The following is a 19,536-nucleotide window of genomic DNA, read 5'->3' on the forward strand; positions in this document are numbered from 1 at the left end:
TGGAATTTTATAGCCCTTTTTGGGGATTTTTGAATAAAAAAATAGGCTAAAAGCCTATATGTGTTAGGTGTTTTGTAATTGGTTAGTCAACAAATGAAGTGTCAAATTGACCGGAAACACCATTAATATTAGATGTAGTAATTCAAGCAGTTTTATCTACTTTTTTAACTTGTTCAATGATTAAATCTTTTTCTAAAAATAATGCAACAGTTTCTAACTTACCAAATTCATCATGACTAAATCCACCTACTCCACGGAAAATGTTAAAAGGGTGTACATAGCCAATTTTTTTAAATTGCTCTGCAATTAATTCTGGACGCTTTGTATATATTTCAATTTTGATTTTTTTGTATTTAGGATAGAACCTATTAACTAGAGTTGAAAATACTAATAGATATGCAATTGTGCCCATTATTCTTGTTAAAAATAAATCTGATTGTCAAACGTGACCTATAATGTTGCCACTAAATTCTAATGAACCAATTATGATTGTTGAAGCGGAAGAAAAACAAATAGCCACCATTAAAAATACATTACCAACAGGTTTTTTAGAACGATAAGCAATGTAGTTTGATATAACTGAAGTTCCACCTATTGATCCTCTTTGTCTTCAAGCTACTATTGAAGCAAATCCTTCAGACACTCCACCAATAATAGCATAAACTAAAACTGGTCAAGTACTTCCATCATTTACGCCATGAATATTAGTACCATTTAGAACTTGAGGCATAACATTAAGCGCATCATATGGAATAACACTAAAAGCATGACCCGAGCCTAAATGGTTAATATTGGATTTAATTATTTTAAAATCTGACAAGAAAAATTGATTACTAAAATATTCTGCTAATTTAACATCTTCTATGCTTGTTAAAGCATGATATTGGTTATTCATTATTCTTTCAGTGCCTTTTAAAATTGATTGTCAATTACTTGAAGCAAATAATTTTGAAATATTTCGCGAATCTATACCAAATGGATCTCAATAATAACCACTCGTAGCGGTGGGATTATATAAAGTAATTCGCTGATTTATAAAGTTTACAATTGGATTTGAACCACGACCAGTGTATTCAATAAATAATAATTGAACAATAATTTGAAATAACATCCAATAGTAAGTTAAAACCATAAACATTCGCGGATTCATGCGTCAAAAAACAAACATCAAAGGTAAATTAACTAGAACATAAAATAGCCCATAATATTGAGCAGTTGAAGGCAAAGTAAAAGTAATGATTTGTGCTAATGATGATGTACCTGAAGCTATTGTTGCAGCTTTTTTTAAGAATACAGTAAGCGCAATGTTATACAAAAAAGCACTGACAAACATTCATAGAATTTTTTTGGGATATTTTTTTCATACATTAAATAAATTAACTTTTAATGGATTTAAAATTTTTTCTTTTTCATCACGCAAAGCTTTAGCATTAGCTCGTTTTTTTATTTTTTGATTTAATTTAATTTGCTGTTGATTCATATAAAAATGTTAGTCCTCCTTTTGCTTTGGTGTATTTGTTATAGATGATCTAAAATCTTGTGGTCTGTGTTCATAAACAAATCGATTAATTTCACGATAAAAAACTAATTGAACAACTCCAGTGGCTCCATGACGGTTTTTTCCCACAATAATATTTGCAACTGAAGCTTCCTGTTTAATTTCAGACTTTTGACCGTTTTCTGTTTTAGATTCATTATTAATATTTTGTCTGTTTTTATAAACTTCTGGACGATGCAAAAATATAACACGGTCGGCATCTTGCTCAATTCCACCTGATTCACGCAAGTCAGACATAATAGGAGTTTTATCTTCTCTTTTTTCTAAATTACGACTTAGTTGACTTAAAGCAATAATTGGACAATTAATATCTCTTGCTAATTGCTTAAGTGAACGTGAAATAGTTGCTATTTCAAGTTGACGACTTTCTTGCTGTTTGTTTGATGAAGAACCACTTATTAGTTGTAAATAGTCTATTACTATTAAATCAACTTGGTTATTGTTAGCAAATCTCTTGCAAGATGTAATAATATCCGAAATGGTTGAAGTTGAACGCTCATTTAGAAATACTTTTCATGATCTCATTAATTCAACAGTTTGCATTAAAGCTCTTTGTTCTTCAATGTTTATGTTCTTTGATTTAAGTTGCCTAATTGGTACAAACGATTCTGTTGCCATCATTCTTTGTACCAATTGTGCATTGGACATTTCTAAACTAAAAAATAAAACAGTTTTGTTGTTTCTGGCTATATTATTAACAATATTTAAAGCAAATGCAGTTTTACCCATTGCTGGACGAGCACCAATAATAATTAAATCTCCCTTATTAATACCTAATAAAAGATCGTCCAATTCCGGAAAACCTAAAGAAAGACCAACACCTATTTCATCATTATTATCATGTTTTAAAATTCGGTTAAGAATTGATTGTGCAGTATCATAAACTTTATCATAACTTGAATGAATTTCAGAGATATCAATGTTTAAAAGATTTACTTGCAACTTAGAAATTAAATCTGATATATCAAATTTTTTATTTTCAATTGTATCTTTAGATGAAATTAATAAATCATATAATCTATCGGTCTTGTATTGTTTGATGATGTTTTCAGTATATTTTTTAAGCTCAGAAATAAACCCTGGGTTTTTGGTTAAATAGGGAATATATTCAACTGCTCTCATCCCAAAAGCACTAATATCATCAGTTAACTTATTTTTATCTAAATAATTTCATAAGTTAGTTAAATCAAAATTAATAGAACTATTGATAACTGAACTAATAGCACTATATAGTATTTGATTAGATTTAAAATGAAACATTTCAGGACGTATTTGTTCTGAAATACTTAAATATGCCTCTTGTGTCGGATCTGTAAGCAATAAACCCAACAAAGCTACTTCGTTATTAGCAATTCTAATTTCATTGTCATTTAAATTAGACGTATTTGTTACTTTTTGCTTCAGATTTGACATAAGAATTCCTTTCTTTTTTTAATTTTTATTTATCTTCAAAAATTTCGATTAATAAAATTGCTGTAACTTCTGGATGTAGTTTTACATTTATATAATGTTTTCCAAAAGTGTTATATGTATCTTTTGATAAAGCATAGGGACTAATTTTTATATTGTTTTTAGCTAGTTCTTTTTCGATTGCTTTATTTGTTATTGAGCCATGAACAATATTGCCATTTGATTTTAAAAAGAAATTAAGTGTTAGTTTTTCAATTTCAGCTTTAATTTCATTTGCCTTAGATATTTCTTGGGCATGGTCAATGGCTATATTGTTTTTAACTCTTTGTAAATTTGCTAATGTTTGTTTGTTTAAAGGTTGAGCAAAGCCTTTTTTAATTAAAAAGTTTTTAGCAAAACCATCATTAACTTCGATTATTTCATTTACTTTGTATTTTTCATATTGTTTAATCATTATAACTTTCATTTTTCACACTCACTATCGCTTGTTTTATATTGTCAACAAATAATTCCATATCTTCATCTGTTTCTGCTGCTGCTGAGCCAAAGTGCCCACCGCCATTAACTATTTCAGCTATAACTTGAACGTTTGTTTTAATACCACGTGCTGACATTTTACATCTATTAGAATCTAGTTTCCCAACTACAAATGCTGCTTTTCGGTCACTAACTCTAAGGATTTCATCAGCTGCCATGGAAATTATGTCTGAAGAGACAGTTATATTATCATTATATGCTAAAAAATAACCTGGTTTAACTTCAGCTAAATTAGCCAATAATTTTTTAATTTTTTCATGAATTTCATCATTCATTTTTAAAGATTCTACTGAAATAGAAATTTTTGCACCTCAAGACTGTAATAGAGATGCTGCTAAAAATGTTTTAGATGAAGTTTGTTTTTGAAAGTTATTTGTATCTAAATAAATTCCATTTAATAAATGCTGTGCAGCTTTTTCATCAATTTTATCTTTATTGTTCGATAGTGCTACTATTTCAGTAACAATTTCAGAAGCACTAGATGATGAAGAGTCAATATATAAATTTTCTCTAAAAGCATATTCGGGATTTAAACCAATTCGGTGATGGTCTATAACAATAATATTTTCTTTTTCAATTTTGCTAAAAGCTTGGATATTTTCAATTCTAGTCTCATCAGATGTATCACAAATAACTACTAATGTATTTTTATCATTTAGAGAAGTGGCATCTTCTGGACTTATAAATACTTGTTTTTCATTACCACTCAGGCGATTATATACTCGTCTAGTGGTTTCATCAAATGTTTTATTTTGAATATATGCTTGTTTTTTAAAACCTTTTGCTAGGCAATAAATTCCTCAAGCAGAACCAAGGGCATCTAAGTCAGCGAATTTATGCCCATAGACAATAACTTTATTAATTTCTTCTGATTTTAGTTTGTTCATCAAAATATTAGTAATGTAAGCAACATTAGTACGTGACATGTTAATATCAATTTCAGATGTCGAACCATAAAATCTAGGTTTTTCATTTTTGGTTAACACAGTAATTTGATTACCACCACGTGTCTTAGATTGTAATAATGCATCTTTTGACAGTTTATCTAAAGTTTCAAATTTAAAAATTCCATAAGCAAAACCACCAGATAAAGTTAAATTTAGATTTTTATGAATTTTTTTGTTACTTAGCTCTAAAAAATCTTGAAACCCGTTTTTTTCAAATAAACTTAGCGTTTCACTAGTAGTTAAAACAAAAAATCTACCATTATCATATTGATGATATATAATGTCATACTTTTTGGCAATATCATCAAATCAAACTCCAAGTTTAGAGTATATTTTATACATTTCCTCTTGTGACAAAATAACTTGATACAAGCTGATATTATCAATGTGTAGTTCTCCAAAAACTACTCTTTGGCTCATGTAGTTGCTTAATAGATTTTCTTGAACAGTTATATCTTTAATGCTAATAACATTTTTTTCAAAGCTAACATGAACGTCATATTGATATTCATCTTTTTTGTGTTTAAAATTTCTTTGAATTGAATCAATTTCATTAACACCAAAAACACTCTTAATATTTTTGCCAATGATTTTTTTGCCAAATCTTTTTAGCACAAAATCAGTAGCCCAAACTATTCTTCCATTGTTTAAAAATATAATTGTGCCTATTCCATATTGACTTACTTCATTTTGAATATATTGATTTAATGTTTTATTTGATAATGACATATCTTTTAAATATCGTTTGATGATAAAAATCAAATATGCACCAAGCGCAATAATCAACACTGAGTATATAACTATAATAGCAATTTTGGCATTTTCTGGAAACCTAAAAATACCAATAAAAAAAATTATTGTTGGTAATACAAATAGTAATAAAACTTTTAAAATTAAAAGTATAACTTCTCTTTTTTCATTTTTCATAATTAAAATTATACAAAAATTGTTTAAAAAAAGGTCTTTTAGGGCTAAAAACATATTTTAAACAATATTAATATTGTTGAAGATAAAAAATAAAACTATAAGCTGATTTTTAACTTATAGTTCATAAAATTTAATAATTTCTGTAATGCCTATATTTTTTTGTGATGAAATCATAAAAATATTGATGTCATCTTTAAAAGTTAAAGCCTGAGATTTTACACGATGTTTTTGAGATTGATTAGCTTTGTCTATTTTGGTAATAAAAATATCAAAGTGCAAATTTAGTGAATTAATATATTCAATCATTTCAAGATCTATGGGTGTAAAGCCAACTTTAGCATCAATTAAGAAACAAATTTTTTTAGTTGTATTAGAGTTTCTAAAATAGTAATCAATAATGCCGGCAATTTTAACTTGGTCTTTTTTTGACACACTTGCATAACCATAACCAGGCAAATCAACTATTATTTTGTTATTATCACTTAAAAAATAATTAATTAATCTTGTTCTTCCAGGAGTAGATGAGGTTTTGGCTATTTTTGAATTAGCTAAGGCATTAATTAATGAAGATTTACCTACATTTGATCTACCTCAAAAAACAATTTCTTGTTTATGGTTTTCTAGTCAGTTTTCTTGCGAAGTAGAACTTTTTAAAAATTTTCACATATTATTTCCTTACTTTCTCATAAGCCAAACGAGCTATCATCATTGCATTATCTGTAGTATATTCCATTTCAGGTAAGTAAACATTTTTATGCAATTCTAAAATCATATTTCTTATTGCTTTATTAGCGCTAACTCCACCAACTAAAGAAATGCATTTAGGTTTATATATTTCAATTGCTTGACTAAATTGTTTTTTTAGATACATCACTATTGTATTTTGAAATTCTGTAGCAATTTTATTTATATTTATTTTTTGTTTTTTGTTAACCAAATTATTTATGTAATTTATAACAGCTGTTTTAATACCACTAAATGAAAAGTTTAGTTTTTTTTCAGTTTGAGGAATACTAAAATGATCTAGATAAACATCTTTGCTTTCAAGCCATATTTTATCAATTAAAGGACCCCCGGGAAAACCTAAATTTAGTTTTCTAGCAACCTTATCATAGACTTCACCAACTGCATCATCTTGAGTTTCCCCAATAATTTCAAATTCATTTTGACTTTTATAAAACATAATTTGCGAATGACCACCAGAAACAAGTAAACTTAAGGCCGGGAATTCTAGTTCTTTTTTTATAAAAGCCGAATAGAAATGTCCTTCTAAATGGTTTAGACCTAAGATAGGAACTTTGTATATTCTCGATAAACTTTGAGCAACAATATAACCAATTTGCAGCGAACCAATTAAGCCAGGTTCTTTAGTATAAGCTATGTAATCAATTTTAGAACATATATTAGCATTAGATTTAAATAAATCATCTAAAATTAAAGCAATATTTTTAACATGTAATCTACTTGCTATTTCAGGAATTGTGCCCCCATATTGCTTATGAATATCTGTTTGTGAAATTGTTTTCATTCATATAGGTTGATTATCTTTCAAAATTGCAAGTGAAGTATCATCATGAGAAGTTTCAATAGCTAAAATTATCATTATTGCCCTCCAATTTGTGGATCACTAGCATAAACTAACTCAGCTTCCAATAAATCTTTTGGTTCTTTAAAAGATTCTAAATAAGGTTTGGGGTTTTTAATGAATTTTCTATAATCAAAAACATCAATTTTGCTAGAAATGTCAACTATATCAATATTGATATTTTTATTTTTCTTAGATACCTTATAAGCTTTATATTTATTCGCTTTAATGAAAACCTCTTTTTTATTATTTTGAATAAAAAACAGTTCATAAGTCGGAATTAATTTTAAGCTTATATCATTATTAGCAATTAATGGTTGAATTTGAGTATTGGTGCGACCATAACTAAAGCCAAGTCTTGCTCCTGTGAAACTACCTGGACCAATAGTGGTATAAATTTCATCCATCATATTTATGTCTAAATTATTTTTAGCTAAAGTATCATCAATTACTTCAAAAAACTTATCAGTTTTTTTTATCAATGATTTGATGATTTTATAATCAATAACTTGATTATTTTCTACAATAGCTACAAAGAAATCTTCAAGACTTGTTTCAATAAATAAACCTTTTTTAACAGTGCTTTCTATTATTTCAAAAACATGATAAACTTCATTATTTTTTTGTTCTAGTGTTACATTAACCTTAATATAATTTTTAAAATTATGCTTAATGTTTTCATATCATTCAACAACTACTAATTTATTATCAAAATACTCTTCAAATGCAAAAAGATCTCCCTTTAATTTGTAAGCATCTATATGAACAATTTTGTCATAAATCAAAATTGTATTAAATGTTGGAGATACAACTTGCTTAGTTTCATTTAATTTTTTGGCAATTTGAGAAGTTAGTGTGGTTTTCCCTGCACCTAATTCTCCACTTAATAAAAGGGCTTCTAAATTACGAAAAGATAAAATATATTCAACCAATTGGTCTAGTGGTTGATTTTCTTTAAAATATAATTTTTTTAACATGTTATCCTTTCTTGATTTTTAAAAAACAAAAGCATAAAAAATAACTAAGAAATAAATTTCTTAAGCTATTTTAGCTTTTTCAGTTTTATATTTTTCCAATAAATCATTTAGTTCTTTGGTGTATTGTTTTGTTATAGTGTCATTATATTCATGTGAAAGCATTTTTGAAGTCTTTTTTTCAAATTCTTTATAATCATGAACTAGTTTCTTTTTAAGTTCTGAATATTTATTATCTTTAAGTCCAACAGCAGCAAATTCTTTAACCTCATTGAATTTCTTTTCCACACTCTTACTATTTTCATTATATTTATTCACTGTTTCGGTGTTTTTGGTAGTGATGGTTTTTAGATTTTGTTTGAACTCGTCATATATTTTTTGAATTTCTTGTTTGGTAATACCTTCTTTTTTTAGACTATCTTCTGCTTTTTTGATTTCTAAATTATATTTATCTCTAAAATCATCAGCAAAAACAAAAGTGTCAGCTTTTTGTTTAGCTGCTTTTATTTCAGTTTCTAATTTTGTTTTCGGGTTAGAACATGATAGTGCAATTAATGGTAAGGTTAATGTTGAAATCGAACTTAAACCAATAATCAATTTAGTAGTTTTTTTCATTTTAATATCTCCCTTTCTTTAAAGTCTTATTAAGTTTAAAATTAAAAAAGTTAATGATATTATATATCATTTTTAGCTTATTTTGGATTAAAAAAAAATATGCTTAGCTGCATATCTCTAATTCTTCATAACCAAATTCTGTGGGTGTCTTACGCCCAAAAAGTTCAATATTAACAAAAGCACGGCATGTAATATCATTATTTTTTACAATTTCGCCTTCAACACCTTTATATTGACCTGAAATGATTTTTACAATTACACCCTCTTTGAAAGGAGTTTCAATATCACCAGCTTCAAATTTTTCAATTAAAGCTCTTTCTTTTTCAACCATTTTTTGGAAGGTTTTTTCACTAATAGGAGTTGGCTTAGCTCCTTTTCCAGAAGAACCTATCAATCCTGTAACAAACTGTGTATTACGCACTAAGTATCAAGATTCATCTGTCATTTCCATTTTAATAAAAATGTAACCTTTGTAAATATTTAAATATTTAACTGTGTATTCTTCTCCACGTGTTTTTTTCTCTAATTCTTTTGCAGATAAGTGTGGCATTTTAAAAATTCTAATCTCTTCAAAAGATTCTGTTTTGTTTTGTGAAGAAATTTTATTTTTAAGTGCTTCAATAACTTTTTCTTCTTTTCCAGAAACAGTTGAGACCATGTATCATTTATAACTTACGCTCATATTATTACTCCTATGATTTTATTCCAACAACATTTCATAAACTGCTAAATGCTAAGCTAACTAAAAAGCAGAATATAGCCATAACAACTAAGAATGCAATAGTAATACCAAACCATTTTCATGATTTTGAATGTTTAGGTCAAACAACACGCTTAATTTCTCTAAAAAAGTTTCTAAAAGTAAAAAGCCTACCTTCTTTTGAAGCCATTTGCCTTGCTTGTTTTTCTTGACGTTTCAACATTTTTTGTTGTTGTTTTTCTTTTTTAATTTCTTCTTTTGATTTAAAGTCTTTTTGCTCTTCCATTATTTTTCCTCTTTATGCAAAGTTTGAACATTGCAATGCTTGCAAAACTTTTTAATTTCCAGCCTTATTTCATTACTTTTATTAATTGAATAGTTCTTTCGCAAACACTCTTGGCAGGCTAATGTTATTTTCTTCTGCTTTTTCATATTTTTAAATTATATATTTTTTTGCCTTAAAAGAACTAATTAATTATAATTTAATAATTATGATTGGATGAAAAACAATAATTGCAATAGTAGGGGGCAGTGTATTACTGCTGCTTTTTACTATTATTGTTTTTAATTTATATATTAAAAAAATAGCCCCAAAAGTGTTTTTAAAAAAATTGACCAATCAATCACTAAAAATTGAAAAAATATTTACTAAACTTGAACAATACAATAATCAGTTTTATGAAGTTTCAAAAAAAGAAAAAAAATATAAAAAATTAGAAATGCAAATGGCTGAATTAATTGTTGAAATAACTTCATATAAAGATTTATTTTATAAATATTTTGACCAGTTTAAATATGAAATAGCTAATAGTCCCAAAAATTCAATAAAGTTGAAAGAATATAATAAACTGTATGAAATTTTTAATAATGCTAAAGAACAAAAAACTAAAATAGTTAAAATCTTTAATAAAAATAATAAATGAGCTCAACTTGAAAGTGCAAATATAACTAATGTAATAAACTTTGCACTAAAAATCAAAAGTGCTTTTAGCATGATGAATAATTATCTTGACAATAATGAAATTAAAGATTTTAAATACTTAAAATCAAGAAAAATAAATATTCAAAGAAAAATAACTAAAGTTATTAATTGATTCGATGAAGATAAATACTTAAATATTTCTTCAAAAGAAATAAAAAAGAATAAAAGAAATGCAATTAATCTAATTCGAGAATATACCATTATGATTACTAGAGGACTCAAATACTATAACTTTATTAATCAAGAAATTGAAGATAAGATTTATTACATTGCTACAACATATGAAAAAAATAAACAAAAAATTAGATTTTTATATACTCAAAAATGAATTAAGGGTTTTTGCTCGGAAATCAAAAATAAAATTAAAATTCTTAAAAATCAGATTGCTAATGCAAATGTTTTTAGTTGAAAAAATATTTTTGAAAAAGATTTAATAAATCTAAGCACTAGAATAGAAGAAGTACTAATAAATATTTCTAAAGAAGTTATTGCATATCAAACAATAGATAATCTGCGAAAATCAATAATTGATCTAGTGGACATTATGATTCAAAACCATGCTGAATTACTAAAAGTTAAGGGTAATGATTTATACAAAGAAGAATTTGATAAATTTAGTAAAAGCGATTTACCATTTTTTAATTTTTTAAGAGCTAAAAATTGAGAAGAAGAAAGCAAAATTTCATTTGCTATTAAATTAGGAGAACTTAATTTTTTATTAAAGAAAATGTACAACTTAATTTTTTTACAAGAAAATTTGCTTAACAAACAAAAAATTAGTTTAGATGAACTAATAACTAACATAAAAAAAGAAAATACTAATATTTACAAAGATCATGATTTTGATTTTCCAATCACTAATGATATTCATGTTCTTCAAAAGGCATATCAAAAACAATTGAAAAATGCTAAGCCTTTAACTAAAAAAAGTGCTCAAACCCTAAAACTATATAATGAAACAATAAAATGAATGATCATTATTTTGAATGCTGAAATAAAAGTTGCAAAAGAGATGTTAGAAAAATATCAATATATCATTAAGGATAAACAACTTGATGGCGATGAATATTTGGTGTTAAATAATCTTTTTTATAGCCACAAATATAAAGAAGTTATCATCAAAATAATTGAATTAAAAAAGAAGGAATAATATGGAAAAAACCAAAATACTAATTAGATATGGGGAATTAAGCCTAAAGGGAGAGAATAAAAAAGATTTTATTAACCAATTAAAAAGAAATCTGGAAAACCACATTCCAAAAGAAGAAATTAAAATGGAATTTGATCGTGCTTTTGTTAATTATTCTGAGCACAATCTAGAAGCTTTAAAATATATTTTTGGTATTTCTTCATATTCAATTGTTTATGAAACTTCTAACGAACTAAAAGATATAGAAAAAGTAGTTCTTCAAATTATAGAAAATGAAGAATTTAGTTCTTTTGCTATTAAAGCACGAAGACACAATAAAAACTATCCTATGAGCTCAGCACAACTAAATATGCACTTTGGTGCCATAGTGCTAAAAGCTACTCAAAATAAAGTAGTAAATTTATCTAATCCTGATTTGAGTATTTATATTGAAATACGAGATAAATCTAGTTATATTTTTAGTGAATACATTTATGGACTTGGTGGAATGCCAGTAAACTCTTCTGGTAGATGCTTGCATTTAATTAGTGGCGGAATTGATAGTCCTGTAGCAGCTAATTTATTGCAAAAAAGAGGTTTAAAAATCGCATATTTAAATTTTATTACTCCACCTCATACAGATAATAAAACAACACAGAAAATTGAAGATATTATTAAAGTATTAAATAAATATCAAGGCTCATCAACTTTATTTCAAATTAATTACACCAAAGTAATGAATTACATTGGTCTTGTTTCAAATCAAAAATATAAGATAACTTTAATGCGTCGAAGTTTTTATCGTATTGCTCAAAAGATAGCTAAAAAATATCATATTGCCGCTATTTCTAACGGAGAAAATTTAGCCCAAGTAGCTTCTCAAACACTAGAGTCAATTTATACCATTTCAGAAGTATGTGATTTACCTATTTTTAGACCATTAATTTCTTTTGATAAAAGCGAAACAATTAAAATTGCTGAAAGCATAGGTACAATGAATATATCTACACAAAAAGCTTGCGAAACTTGTGAATTATTTGCTCCAAGATTTCCTGTAACTAAACCTACTAGACAAGAAGCTCAAAAATTAGAAGAAGAATTGCAAGAACTTCAAAAACTAGAAGATGAAGCAATAGATAACGTTGTAATAAAGAAGTTTGATTTAAGTCAATAATTTAAGCAGTTTTATATACTGCTTTTTTTAATCAAATTAAAATCAATACTTTTTTTCAATTTTATTTTTCTTGCTTAATATGTTTATTAAAATGTATATAATTAAACAATATGAGTACAACAAATTATGAAGCAAAGGATTTAAAAGTTTTAAAAGGACTTGATGCAGTTATTAAAAGACCCGGTATGTATATTGGTTCAACCGATTCTAATGGTCTACATCATTTAATATGGGAAATAGTTGATAATGCTATTGATGAAGCGCTAGCTGGTTATGCCAATAGCATTAAAGTAATTCTTAAAAAAGATGGATCAGTTATAGTTGAAGATAATGGTCGTGGTGTTCCCGTTACTAAGCATGCATCTGGAAAGAGTGGTGTTGAATTAGTATTTACTGAGTTACATGCTGGTGGAAAATTTGGTGATGGAGCTTATAAAACAAGTGGTGGACTACATGGTGTAGGTTCAGCAGTAGTTAATGCTCTAAGTTCTAAATTAGAAGTTAGTGTTTATCGTGATAGAAAAGAATATTTTACAGCGTTCGAACAAGATAATATTACTAGTCATACCAAACAAATAGGCGGCACAATTAAACAAGGCACTAGAGTTCATTTTTGACCTAACTATGAAATATTTAAAAAAGCTAAATTCTCTTCTGAAACTGTTAAAGAAAAATTAAGAGAAGCAAGTTTTTTAATTTCAAATTTAAAAATAAATTACATTAATGAAATAACTGATGAAAACATAATTTTTCAAACAAATGAAGGTATCAAAGAATATATAAACTTTGTAGGTGAAGGAAGGAACTTTATTAGTTCTACTTTTTATGCATCAGGATTAGCTAAAAATGGCATTCACATTGAAATATCTTTAGCTTATACAGATAGTTACACTGAAACTATATACAGTTTTGTTAATAATGTTAAAACAAGAGATGGTGGAACTCATGAAACTGCTTTTAAAACTGCTTTAACTAAAACTATTAATGAATGATGATCAAAAAACAATTCAGCCAAAAATAAAGTAAATTTTGACGGACTTGATGTGCGTGAAGGTATTATTGCTGTGGTTTCACTCAAGGTTCCGGAAAATATTTTAGAATTTGTTGGGCAAACTAAGGATAAACTAGGCACTTCAGAAGCTAGAGAATCAGTAGAAGATTTCTTTTCTGAAGAATTTATGTTTTATTTAAATGAAAACAAAGTTGCAGCAGATAAAATAATTGAAAAAATTAAAAAAACATATGAAGGCAGAATGGCAGCTAGAAATGCCAGAAACGAAGCTAGAAAAGTTAAAAATAAATTAGATAATAAAAAAATTCTTTCAGGTAAGTTGACACCTGCTCAATCTAAAAATCCCAAAGTAAAAGAATTATTTTTAGTTGAAGGTGATTCAGCTGGTGGTTCTGCTAAAATGGGTCGTGATCGAGTAACTCAAGCTATTTTGCCGCTTCGTGGTGTGGTTATGAACACAGATAGAGCTAAATTAATTGATATACTAGCAAATGAAGAACTATCAACAATTATTAATACAATAGGTGCTGGAATTGGTGAAGATTTTAATGTAAAAAATTCACAGTATGGAAAAATAATTATTATGACTGATGCTGACGTCGATGGCGCACATATTCAAATGTTATTATTAACTTTCTTTTGAAGATACATGCGTAATTTAATTGAAGCTGGAATGGTATATATCGCTTTACCACCTCTATATAAAGTAACTATTAAAAGTTCAAATAATAAATATTTTTATGCTTGAGATGAAGAAGGACTTAGAGAAATTACTTCAAAATACTCAAACTATGAAATTCAAAGATATAAAGGTCTTGGAGAAATGAATGCAGACCAACTTTGAGAAACTACAATGAATCCTGAAACTAGGTCTATTGTTAGAGTAAATATTGATCAACAAAGTTTAACAGAAAGAAATGTAACCACTTTTATGAGTGACAATTCTGAAGCTAGAAAAGTATGAATTAATAGTAACATTGATTTTTCAAGCATTGATGAGTTTGATATAAGCAAAAATAAGTAGGATATAATGGATAAAAAAAATAAGAAAAATATTGATGAAGTCATTGAAAATATAATTGATAAGAACATGGTTGAAATAATGAGCGATAGTTTTGCTCGTTTTTCAAAGTATGTAATTCAACAACGTGCAATTCCGGATGCACGCGATGGGCTTAAACCTGTTCAAAGAAGAATTTTATTTTCGATGTGAAATTTAAAATTACGAAATAAAGATCCATTTAAAAAATCAGCTCGTATAGTTGGGGATGTTTTAGGTAAGTATCACCCACATGGTGACAGTTCAGTTTATGAAGCCATGGTAAGAATGGCACAAGAATGAAAAAGTAATTATCCATTAGTTCAAATGCATGGTAATAAGGGTTCTATTGATGATGACCCAGCAGCTGCGATGCGTTATACTGAATCAAGATTAGAAAAAATAACTGAATTAATGCTAAAGGATTTGGAACGTAAAGTAGTGACTATGGTTCCAAACTTTGATGATTCGGAATATGAACCTGTTGTTTTACCTAGTTTATTTCCTAATTTATTAGTAAATGGAGCGCTAGGAATAGCTTCTGGTTTTGCTACACAAATTCCACCACATAATTTAGCAGAATTGTTAGATGCCACAATTGCCTTAATTAAAAAACCTAATCTAAAGGTTGAAGAATTAATGAAACATGTTAAGGGACCTGATTTTCCTACTGGGGGAATTATTAATGGTACCAAAGGAATTAGCCAAGCATTTCAAACCGGAAAAGGAAAAATTGTTTTATCTTCAAAATATAGTTTTGTTTATGATAAAAAAGAAAACATTATTGGAATTGAAATATTAGAAATTCCATATGGAGTAATTAAATCAAGATTAGTTTTTGAAATTGATTCAATTGTCGCATCTAAAACAATTTCTGGAATTAAAGAAGTTAGAGACCAATCTGATAGAAATGGTTTATCAATCTATATCGAACTAGAAGAAAATTCTAATCCAGAAGCAATTGTTACATATTTAATGAATAAAACCAAACTAAGAATTAATTATGATTACAACATGCTTGCCATATACAAAAATGCTCCTTGTTTGCTTTCACTTGACCAAGCTTTATTTGCTTACTTAGAGCACTTAAGATTAGTTAATACTAATGGAATAACATATGATTTACACAAATATAAACTTAGACATGAAATTGTCGAAGGTTTTATTAGAGTAGCAGATATATCAGATGAAGTAATTAAAATCATTAAGGCAAGTGATAATTCTAAAAAAGGTGTTATTCTTGCATTAATGAATGCATTTGGTTTTAGTGAAATTCAAGCCACTGCTATTGCTGAATTAAGATTATATAAACTATCTAGAATGGACCAAATTCAATTCCAAGAAGAAAAAAAATTATTGGAAGAGCAAATTGCTAGATGCCAATTATTACTAAATGATAGTTTCGAATTTGATAAGTTTTTAATTGAACAATTAAAGGAAATTAAAAAAGAATATAGTCAACCTCGTAAAACACAAATTACTGAACAAGTAGCTAACAAAGAAGTTGACCATAAACTGCTAACTAAAAATGAAGATTTCTATTTCTTTATTTCAGAACAAGGTTATTTTAAAAAGATTAGCACTAAAATTTTTAGTTCAAACGAACTTAGTTCTTATAAACTAAAAGATGGTGATGCAATTAAATATTATGACAAAATTAATTCACTATCAAAAGTTATTCTTTTTACCAATAAAGGTAACTTTATTGTTCTCGAAGCTCATACTTTTAAAGATAATTCATGAAAAGAATTAGGAATACATATTTCTTCATTAGTATCATTAGATATTAATGAAAGAATAATAAGAGTGATGGAAGTAACTTCTTATAACTCTTATATAAGCATTATTTTATTATCTAAATATGGTTATGCCAAAAAAGTTAAAATTAGTGATTTCGATTCAAAAATTTTTAATAAGAAGAGAACTTGCATGAACTTTAAAAATAATGACGATGAGCTAATTGATGCACAAATAGGTAATGGTGAAAAAGATTTATTTATTCTTTTAAATAATGGTTTTTATTTCTTAATAAATGAATCTGTTTTTAGCACAGACTTAGCTTTAAGAGCACAAGGGATTAAATTATTATTAAAATTACAAACTAAAAATAATACTTTCGTTTCAGCATTTTGTACTTGTTCCAAAATTAATAATGTAACTATGTTAACCGAAGGTGGACTAGCTAAACAATGAAGCTTAAGAGAAATAGAATACACTAATAGAACAAATAGAGGTTCAAGATTATTTAATTTATTAAAAAACAATAATTCTATTCCTAAATCACTAGAAGTAAACACGAGCGAACTTGAATTTTTATATACTAACAACAATAATGAAATTAGTCATTTTGATTTGGACAAAATTCACAAAGACCGAAGCAAAATTGATAAATTAGTTAATTTAAATTATGATTTTGTTAATAGTGGAAATTTAATTCAACACATAAAAATTAAAGAATTACATGATGTCGAAGATGAAGAAAAAGAAAAATTAAAAGATATATATTTACAAAGACAAAATTCAAATGACGATATTGAATTAACTACTGAAACAACACTACTTAAAAGATATTATTACAATTCAGATTACAGCGATTCTGAAGAAGAAATTGCCAAAAACGAAACTAAAAATGAACAAATAGATTTATTTGAAGCTAGCAATGAATTTGAAATTGTCGATCCTGAATTTAAGAAGAAAACTCAAGAATTAAGTTTGGAAGAAAAACTAGCAGCACTTGAAGAAATTAATATTGAATACATTGAACAAAAAGTAAAGAAAATCAAGAAAAAATAGTTTATAATTATTTTTCAATGTTCAACTAAATTAGACCTACTAAAAAATGAAAGGATAGATCATGAGAAAAGATGTTAGATTAGCTAACAAAGTTAGAGCTGAAAAAAGAGCTCACAAATTAGCAAAAGAAAAAGCTCGCGACTTAAGAAGAGCAGCTAAAAAAGCTGAAGTTGAAAAATAATTACCATTTTATATTTATTAATTGCGTATAAGTGAAAACTTATACGTTTTTATTCTTTATAATTATGTATGTAAATTATTAGTAGTATAAAAAAGGGAAATAGTAATGAAAATAAAATCTAAACTAAAAACATTAATGATGGTTCCAAGTCTTGCGCTTTTACCTATTGTATCTTTAATATCAGCTAGATGCGACAATACAGATACTAAAAAGGATGATTATTTAGCAATAAAAACATTAATATTTAAAAAATTAAATGAGCTAAGTCCAAGCAATAAAAAGAAATTAATTGAAGAAATTAATGCTCTAGCAGCCAAAGAAGAAGAAATTGATTACATTGAATTATCGAAGCAAGCTCAAATTATTCTAGAAAAACTAGATAAATTATCAGTAAAGGGAATTAGATATGATGCTTCAAATCAATTTTATGCTGAATTAGATGGCTTAAGCGGTCAACAACTTAGAAATAAATTATTTGAATTGCAACTTAAACATAGAAATAAAACTGGAAACTATTCTGCATTACACCGGACTTACGAGGATGCTTTCGTTGATAAATACTATGAAAATGATGGTACTGTCTTGGATATATACACAGAAATACCCAATGGTAAAGATAAATTTGTTTTCAGATTTAATGAATATCAAGATATAGGCAACAAAGAAGGAACAGGAATGAATAGAGAACACATCATTCCTCAATCTTGATTTAAAAAGTCTAGTCCAATGAGAGAAGATGCACACCATGTTTGACCTACTGATAAATACGTAAATGCACGTCATGGTAATTCACCATATGGAACAGTAATTCAATCAATTCAATATCAATCAAGTAATGGTACAAAAATAGGAACTAGCCAAGAAGATAATGACACAGTTACAGAAGTAATAGATGAATTTAAAGGTGATGTTGCTAGAGCATTACTATATTTTGTTTTAACTTATCATGATAGAAATATAATGGCTAATGAACCTTCTCGAAGAGTTTTTATTCAAAAAAATAATATTAATTGAATTAAGGACAATTATTTAAAAACATACTTAAAATGAAATGAAAATGACTATATCTCTCAATTTGATATTGACAGAAACAATGGTATATTTAAACATCAAGGAAACCGAAATCCTTTTAGTGACTATCCTGAATTAATAAAAGTATATTTCTTAAACGATGATGAATATGTTTTTAAAAACAAAGGTGTTGCGATAGGAATAAATTAAACAATTAAATAATGAAATATAGAATTGAAAAAATTTTGTGCTCAGCTTTAAGCATTACAAGACAAGAAGCTAAAAAACTTCTTAGGTCAGATAGAATAAAAGTTAATGGCGCAATAATTAATAAAACTTGCAATGTTGACGCTACAGATGATTTAATTATGATAGATGATGAAATAATAACTTTTAAGCAAAATTATTATTATATGTTTAATAAACCTAGTGGATGTATAACTGCTAATTATGACCGACATCAAGAAACTATTTTTGATTTATTAGAATTAGATAAAAATAAGTTTTTTGCAATAGGTCGATTAGATAAAGATACTGAAGGGTTATTAATTATAAGTAATGATGGAAAATTAGGACATAAAATTTCAAGCCCTAAATCTAAAATTCCTAAAAAATATTTTTTTGTTACAAAAGAAGATATGAATGATTTATTAGATAATAAACATTCAAAACCGATTACTATATCTAATGGTTATGTTGTAAATGAATATCATCTAGAATTAATAGATAAGAATTCCGGTTATTTAACAATTTACGAAGGTAAGTTTCACCAAGTTAAAGAAATGTTAGCTTTTTTAGGTTATACAATAAGCTATCTTAAAAGAATTTCAATTGGTTCATTAGAATTGGACGACAGTCTTGAATTAGGTCATATTAAAGAACTAAGCGAAGAAGAAATAGAAATGGTATTTAAATAATAAAAATGTAATGAGATTATAGATCTAAAATAATTGATCTGAATT

The 19,536-nt window shown here is 26.8% G+C and carries 17 protein-coding genes; 6 read left to right on the forward strand and 11 right to left on the reverse strand.

Going from position 1 to position 19,536, the window contains the following annotated elements; translation table 4 throughout:
• Positions 1-82: 82 nt before the first annotated feature.
• The 11 genes from JXZ91_RS00175 to rpmG form a co-directional block, all read right to left on the reverse strand.
• Positions 83-1,480 carry a YitT family protein gene (locus JXZ91_RS00175; protein ID WP_205851002.1) on the reverse strand — a complete coding sequence of 466 codons (1,398 nt, stop codon included), beginning with the start codon at positions 1,478-1,480 and terminating at the stop codon, positions 83-85.
• Positions 1,481-1,489: 9 nt separating this feature from the next.
• A complete protein-coding gene (dnaB, locus tag JXZ91_RS00180) occupies positions 1,490-2,971 on the reverse strand; it encodes a replicative DNA helicase (protein ID WP_205851003.1) in 1,482 nt (493 codons plus the stop codon).
• Positions 2,972-2,996: 25 nt separating this feature from the next.
• Complete coding sequence (gene rplI, locus JXZ91_RS00185; RefSeq protein WP_241006041.1) at positions 2,997-3,422, reverse strand: 50S ribosomal protein L9; 426 nt, start codon at positions 3,420-3,422, stop codon at positions 2,997-2,999.
• Positions 3,415-5,379: a GGDEF domain-containing protein gene (locus JXZ91_RS03520; protein ID WP_205851005.1), complete on the reverse strand. Its 1,965-nt coding sequence runs from the start codon at positions 5,377-5,379 to the stop codon at positions 3,415-3,417. The genes rplI and JXZ91_RS03520 overlap by 8 nt, the downstream gene beginning before the upstream one ends.
• 114 nt (positions 5,380-5,493) lie before the next feature.
• Positions 5,494-6,045, reverse strand: a complete 552-nt coding sequence (gene yihA / locus JXZ91_RS00195; protein WP_205851006.1) for a ribosome biogenesis GTP-binding protein YihA/YsxC — start codon at positions 6,043-6,045, stop codon at positions 5,494-5,496.
• A gap of 1 nt (position 6,046) precedes the next feature.
• Positions 6,047-6,982: a tRNA (adenosine(37)-N6)-threonylcarbamoyltransferase complex transferase subunit TsaD gene (gene tsaD / locus JXZ91_RS00200; RefSeq protein ID WP_205851007.1), complete on the reverse strand. Its 936-nt coding sequence runs from the start codon at positions 6,980-6,982 to the stop codon at positions 6,047-6,049.
• Positions 6,982-7,941: a tRNA (adenosine(37)-N6)-threonylcarbamoyltransferase complex ATPase subunit type 1 TsaE gene (locus JXZ91_RS03525; RefSeq protein WP_205851008.1), complete on the reverse strand. Its 960-nt coding sequence runs from the start codon at positions 7,939-7,941 to the stop codon at positions 6,982-6,984. The genes tsaD and JXZ91_RS03525 overlap by 1 nt, the downstream gene beginning before the upstream one ends.
• Before the next feature lie 60 nt (positions 7,942-8,001).
• A complete protein-coding gene (locus tag JXZ91_RS00210; protein ID WP_205851009.1) occupies positions 8,002-8,553 on the reverse strand; it encodes a variable surface lipoprotein in 552 nt (183 codons plus the stop codon).
• Between the two features lie 103 nt (positions 8,554-8,656).
• Positions 8,657-9,235 carry a transcription termination/antitermination protein NusG gene (nusG, locus tag JXZ91_RS00215; protein WP_205851010.1) on the reverse strand — a complete coding sequence of 193 codons (579 nt, stop codon included), beginning with the start codon at positions 9,233-9,235 and terminating at the stop codon, positions 8,657-8,659.
• A 10-nt stretch (positions 9,236-9,245) separates the two neighbouring features.
• Entirely contained in the window at positions 9,246-9,539 is a 294-nt protein-coding gene (secE, locus tag JXZ91_RS00220; RefSeq protein ID WP_241006043.1) for a preprotein translocase subunit SecE, read from the reverse strand.
• Complete coding sequence (rpmG, locus tag JXZ91_RS00225) at positions 9,539-9,685, reverse strand: 50S ribosomal protein L33 (protein ID WP_205851011.1); 147 nt, start codon at positions 9,683-9,685, stop codon at positions 9,539-9,541. Before rpmG ends, secE begins: the two co-directional genes overlap by 1 nt.
• A gap of 179 nt (positions 9,686-9,864) precedes the next feature.
• On the opposite strand from rpmG, the gene JXZ91_RS00230 reads away from it, so the two are divergent.
• From JXZ91_RS00230 to JXZ91_RS00255, 6 genes are all read left to right on the forward strand, one after another.
• Positions 9,865-11,385, forward strand: a complete 1,521-nt coding sequence (locus tag JXZ91_RS00230) for a hypothetical protein (RefSeq protein WP_205851012.1) — start codon at positions 9,865-9,867, stop codon at positions 11,383-11,385.
• Position 11,386: 1 nt separating this feature from the next.
• The gene (thiI, locus tag JXZ91_RS00235; RefSeq protein ID WP_205851013.1) at positions 11,387-12,538 is read left to right on the forward strand and encodes a tRNA uracil 4-sulfurtransferase ThiI; all 1,152 of its coding nucleotides are present in this window, start codon (positions 11,387-11,389) and stop codon (positions 12,536-12,538) included.
• 110 nt (positions 12,539-12,648) lie between these two features.
• Positions 12,649-14,574, forward strand: coding sequence for a DNA gyrase/topoisomerase IV subunit B (locus tag JXZ91_RS00240; protein WP_205851014.1), 1,926 nt, complete (start codon positions 12,649-12,651; stop codon positions 14,572-14,574).
• Between the two features lie 6 nt (positions 14,575-14,580).
• Positions 14,581-17,382: a DNA topoisomerase (ATP-hydrolyzing) gene (locus JXZ91_RS00245; RefSeq protein ID WP_205851015.1), complete on the forward strand. Its 2,802-nt coding sequence runs from the start codon at positions 14,581-14,583 to the stop codon at positions 17,380-17,382.
• Positions 17,383-17,668: 286 nt separating this feature from the next.
• Positions 17,669-18,784, forward strand: a complete 1,116-nt coding sequence (locus tag JXZ91_RS00250; RefSeq protein ID WP_263752480.1) for an endonuclease — start codon at positions 17,669-17,671, stop codon at positions 18,782-18,784.
• A gap of 11 nt (positions 18,785-18,795) precedes the next feature.
• Positions 18,796-19,491: a pseudouridine synthase gene (locus tag JXZ91_RS00255; protein ID WP_205851016.1), complete on the forward strand. Its 696-nt coding sequence runs from the start codon at positions 18,796-18,798 to the stop codon at positions 19,489-19,491.
• Positions 19,492-19,536 lie beyond the last annotated feature (45 nt).

This window comes from Mycoplasma enhydrae (assembly GCF_017116825.1).
Classification (GTDB): Bacteria; Bacillota_I; Bacilli_A; order Mycoplasmatales; family Metamycoplasmataceae; genus Metamycoplasma; species Metamycoplasma enhydrae.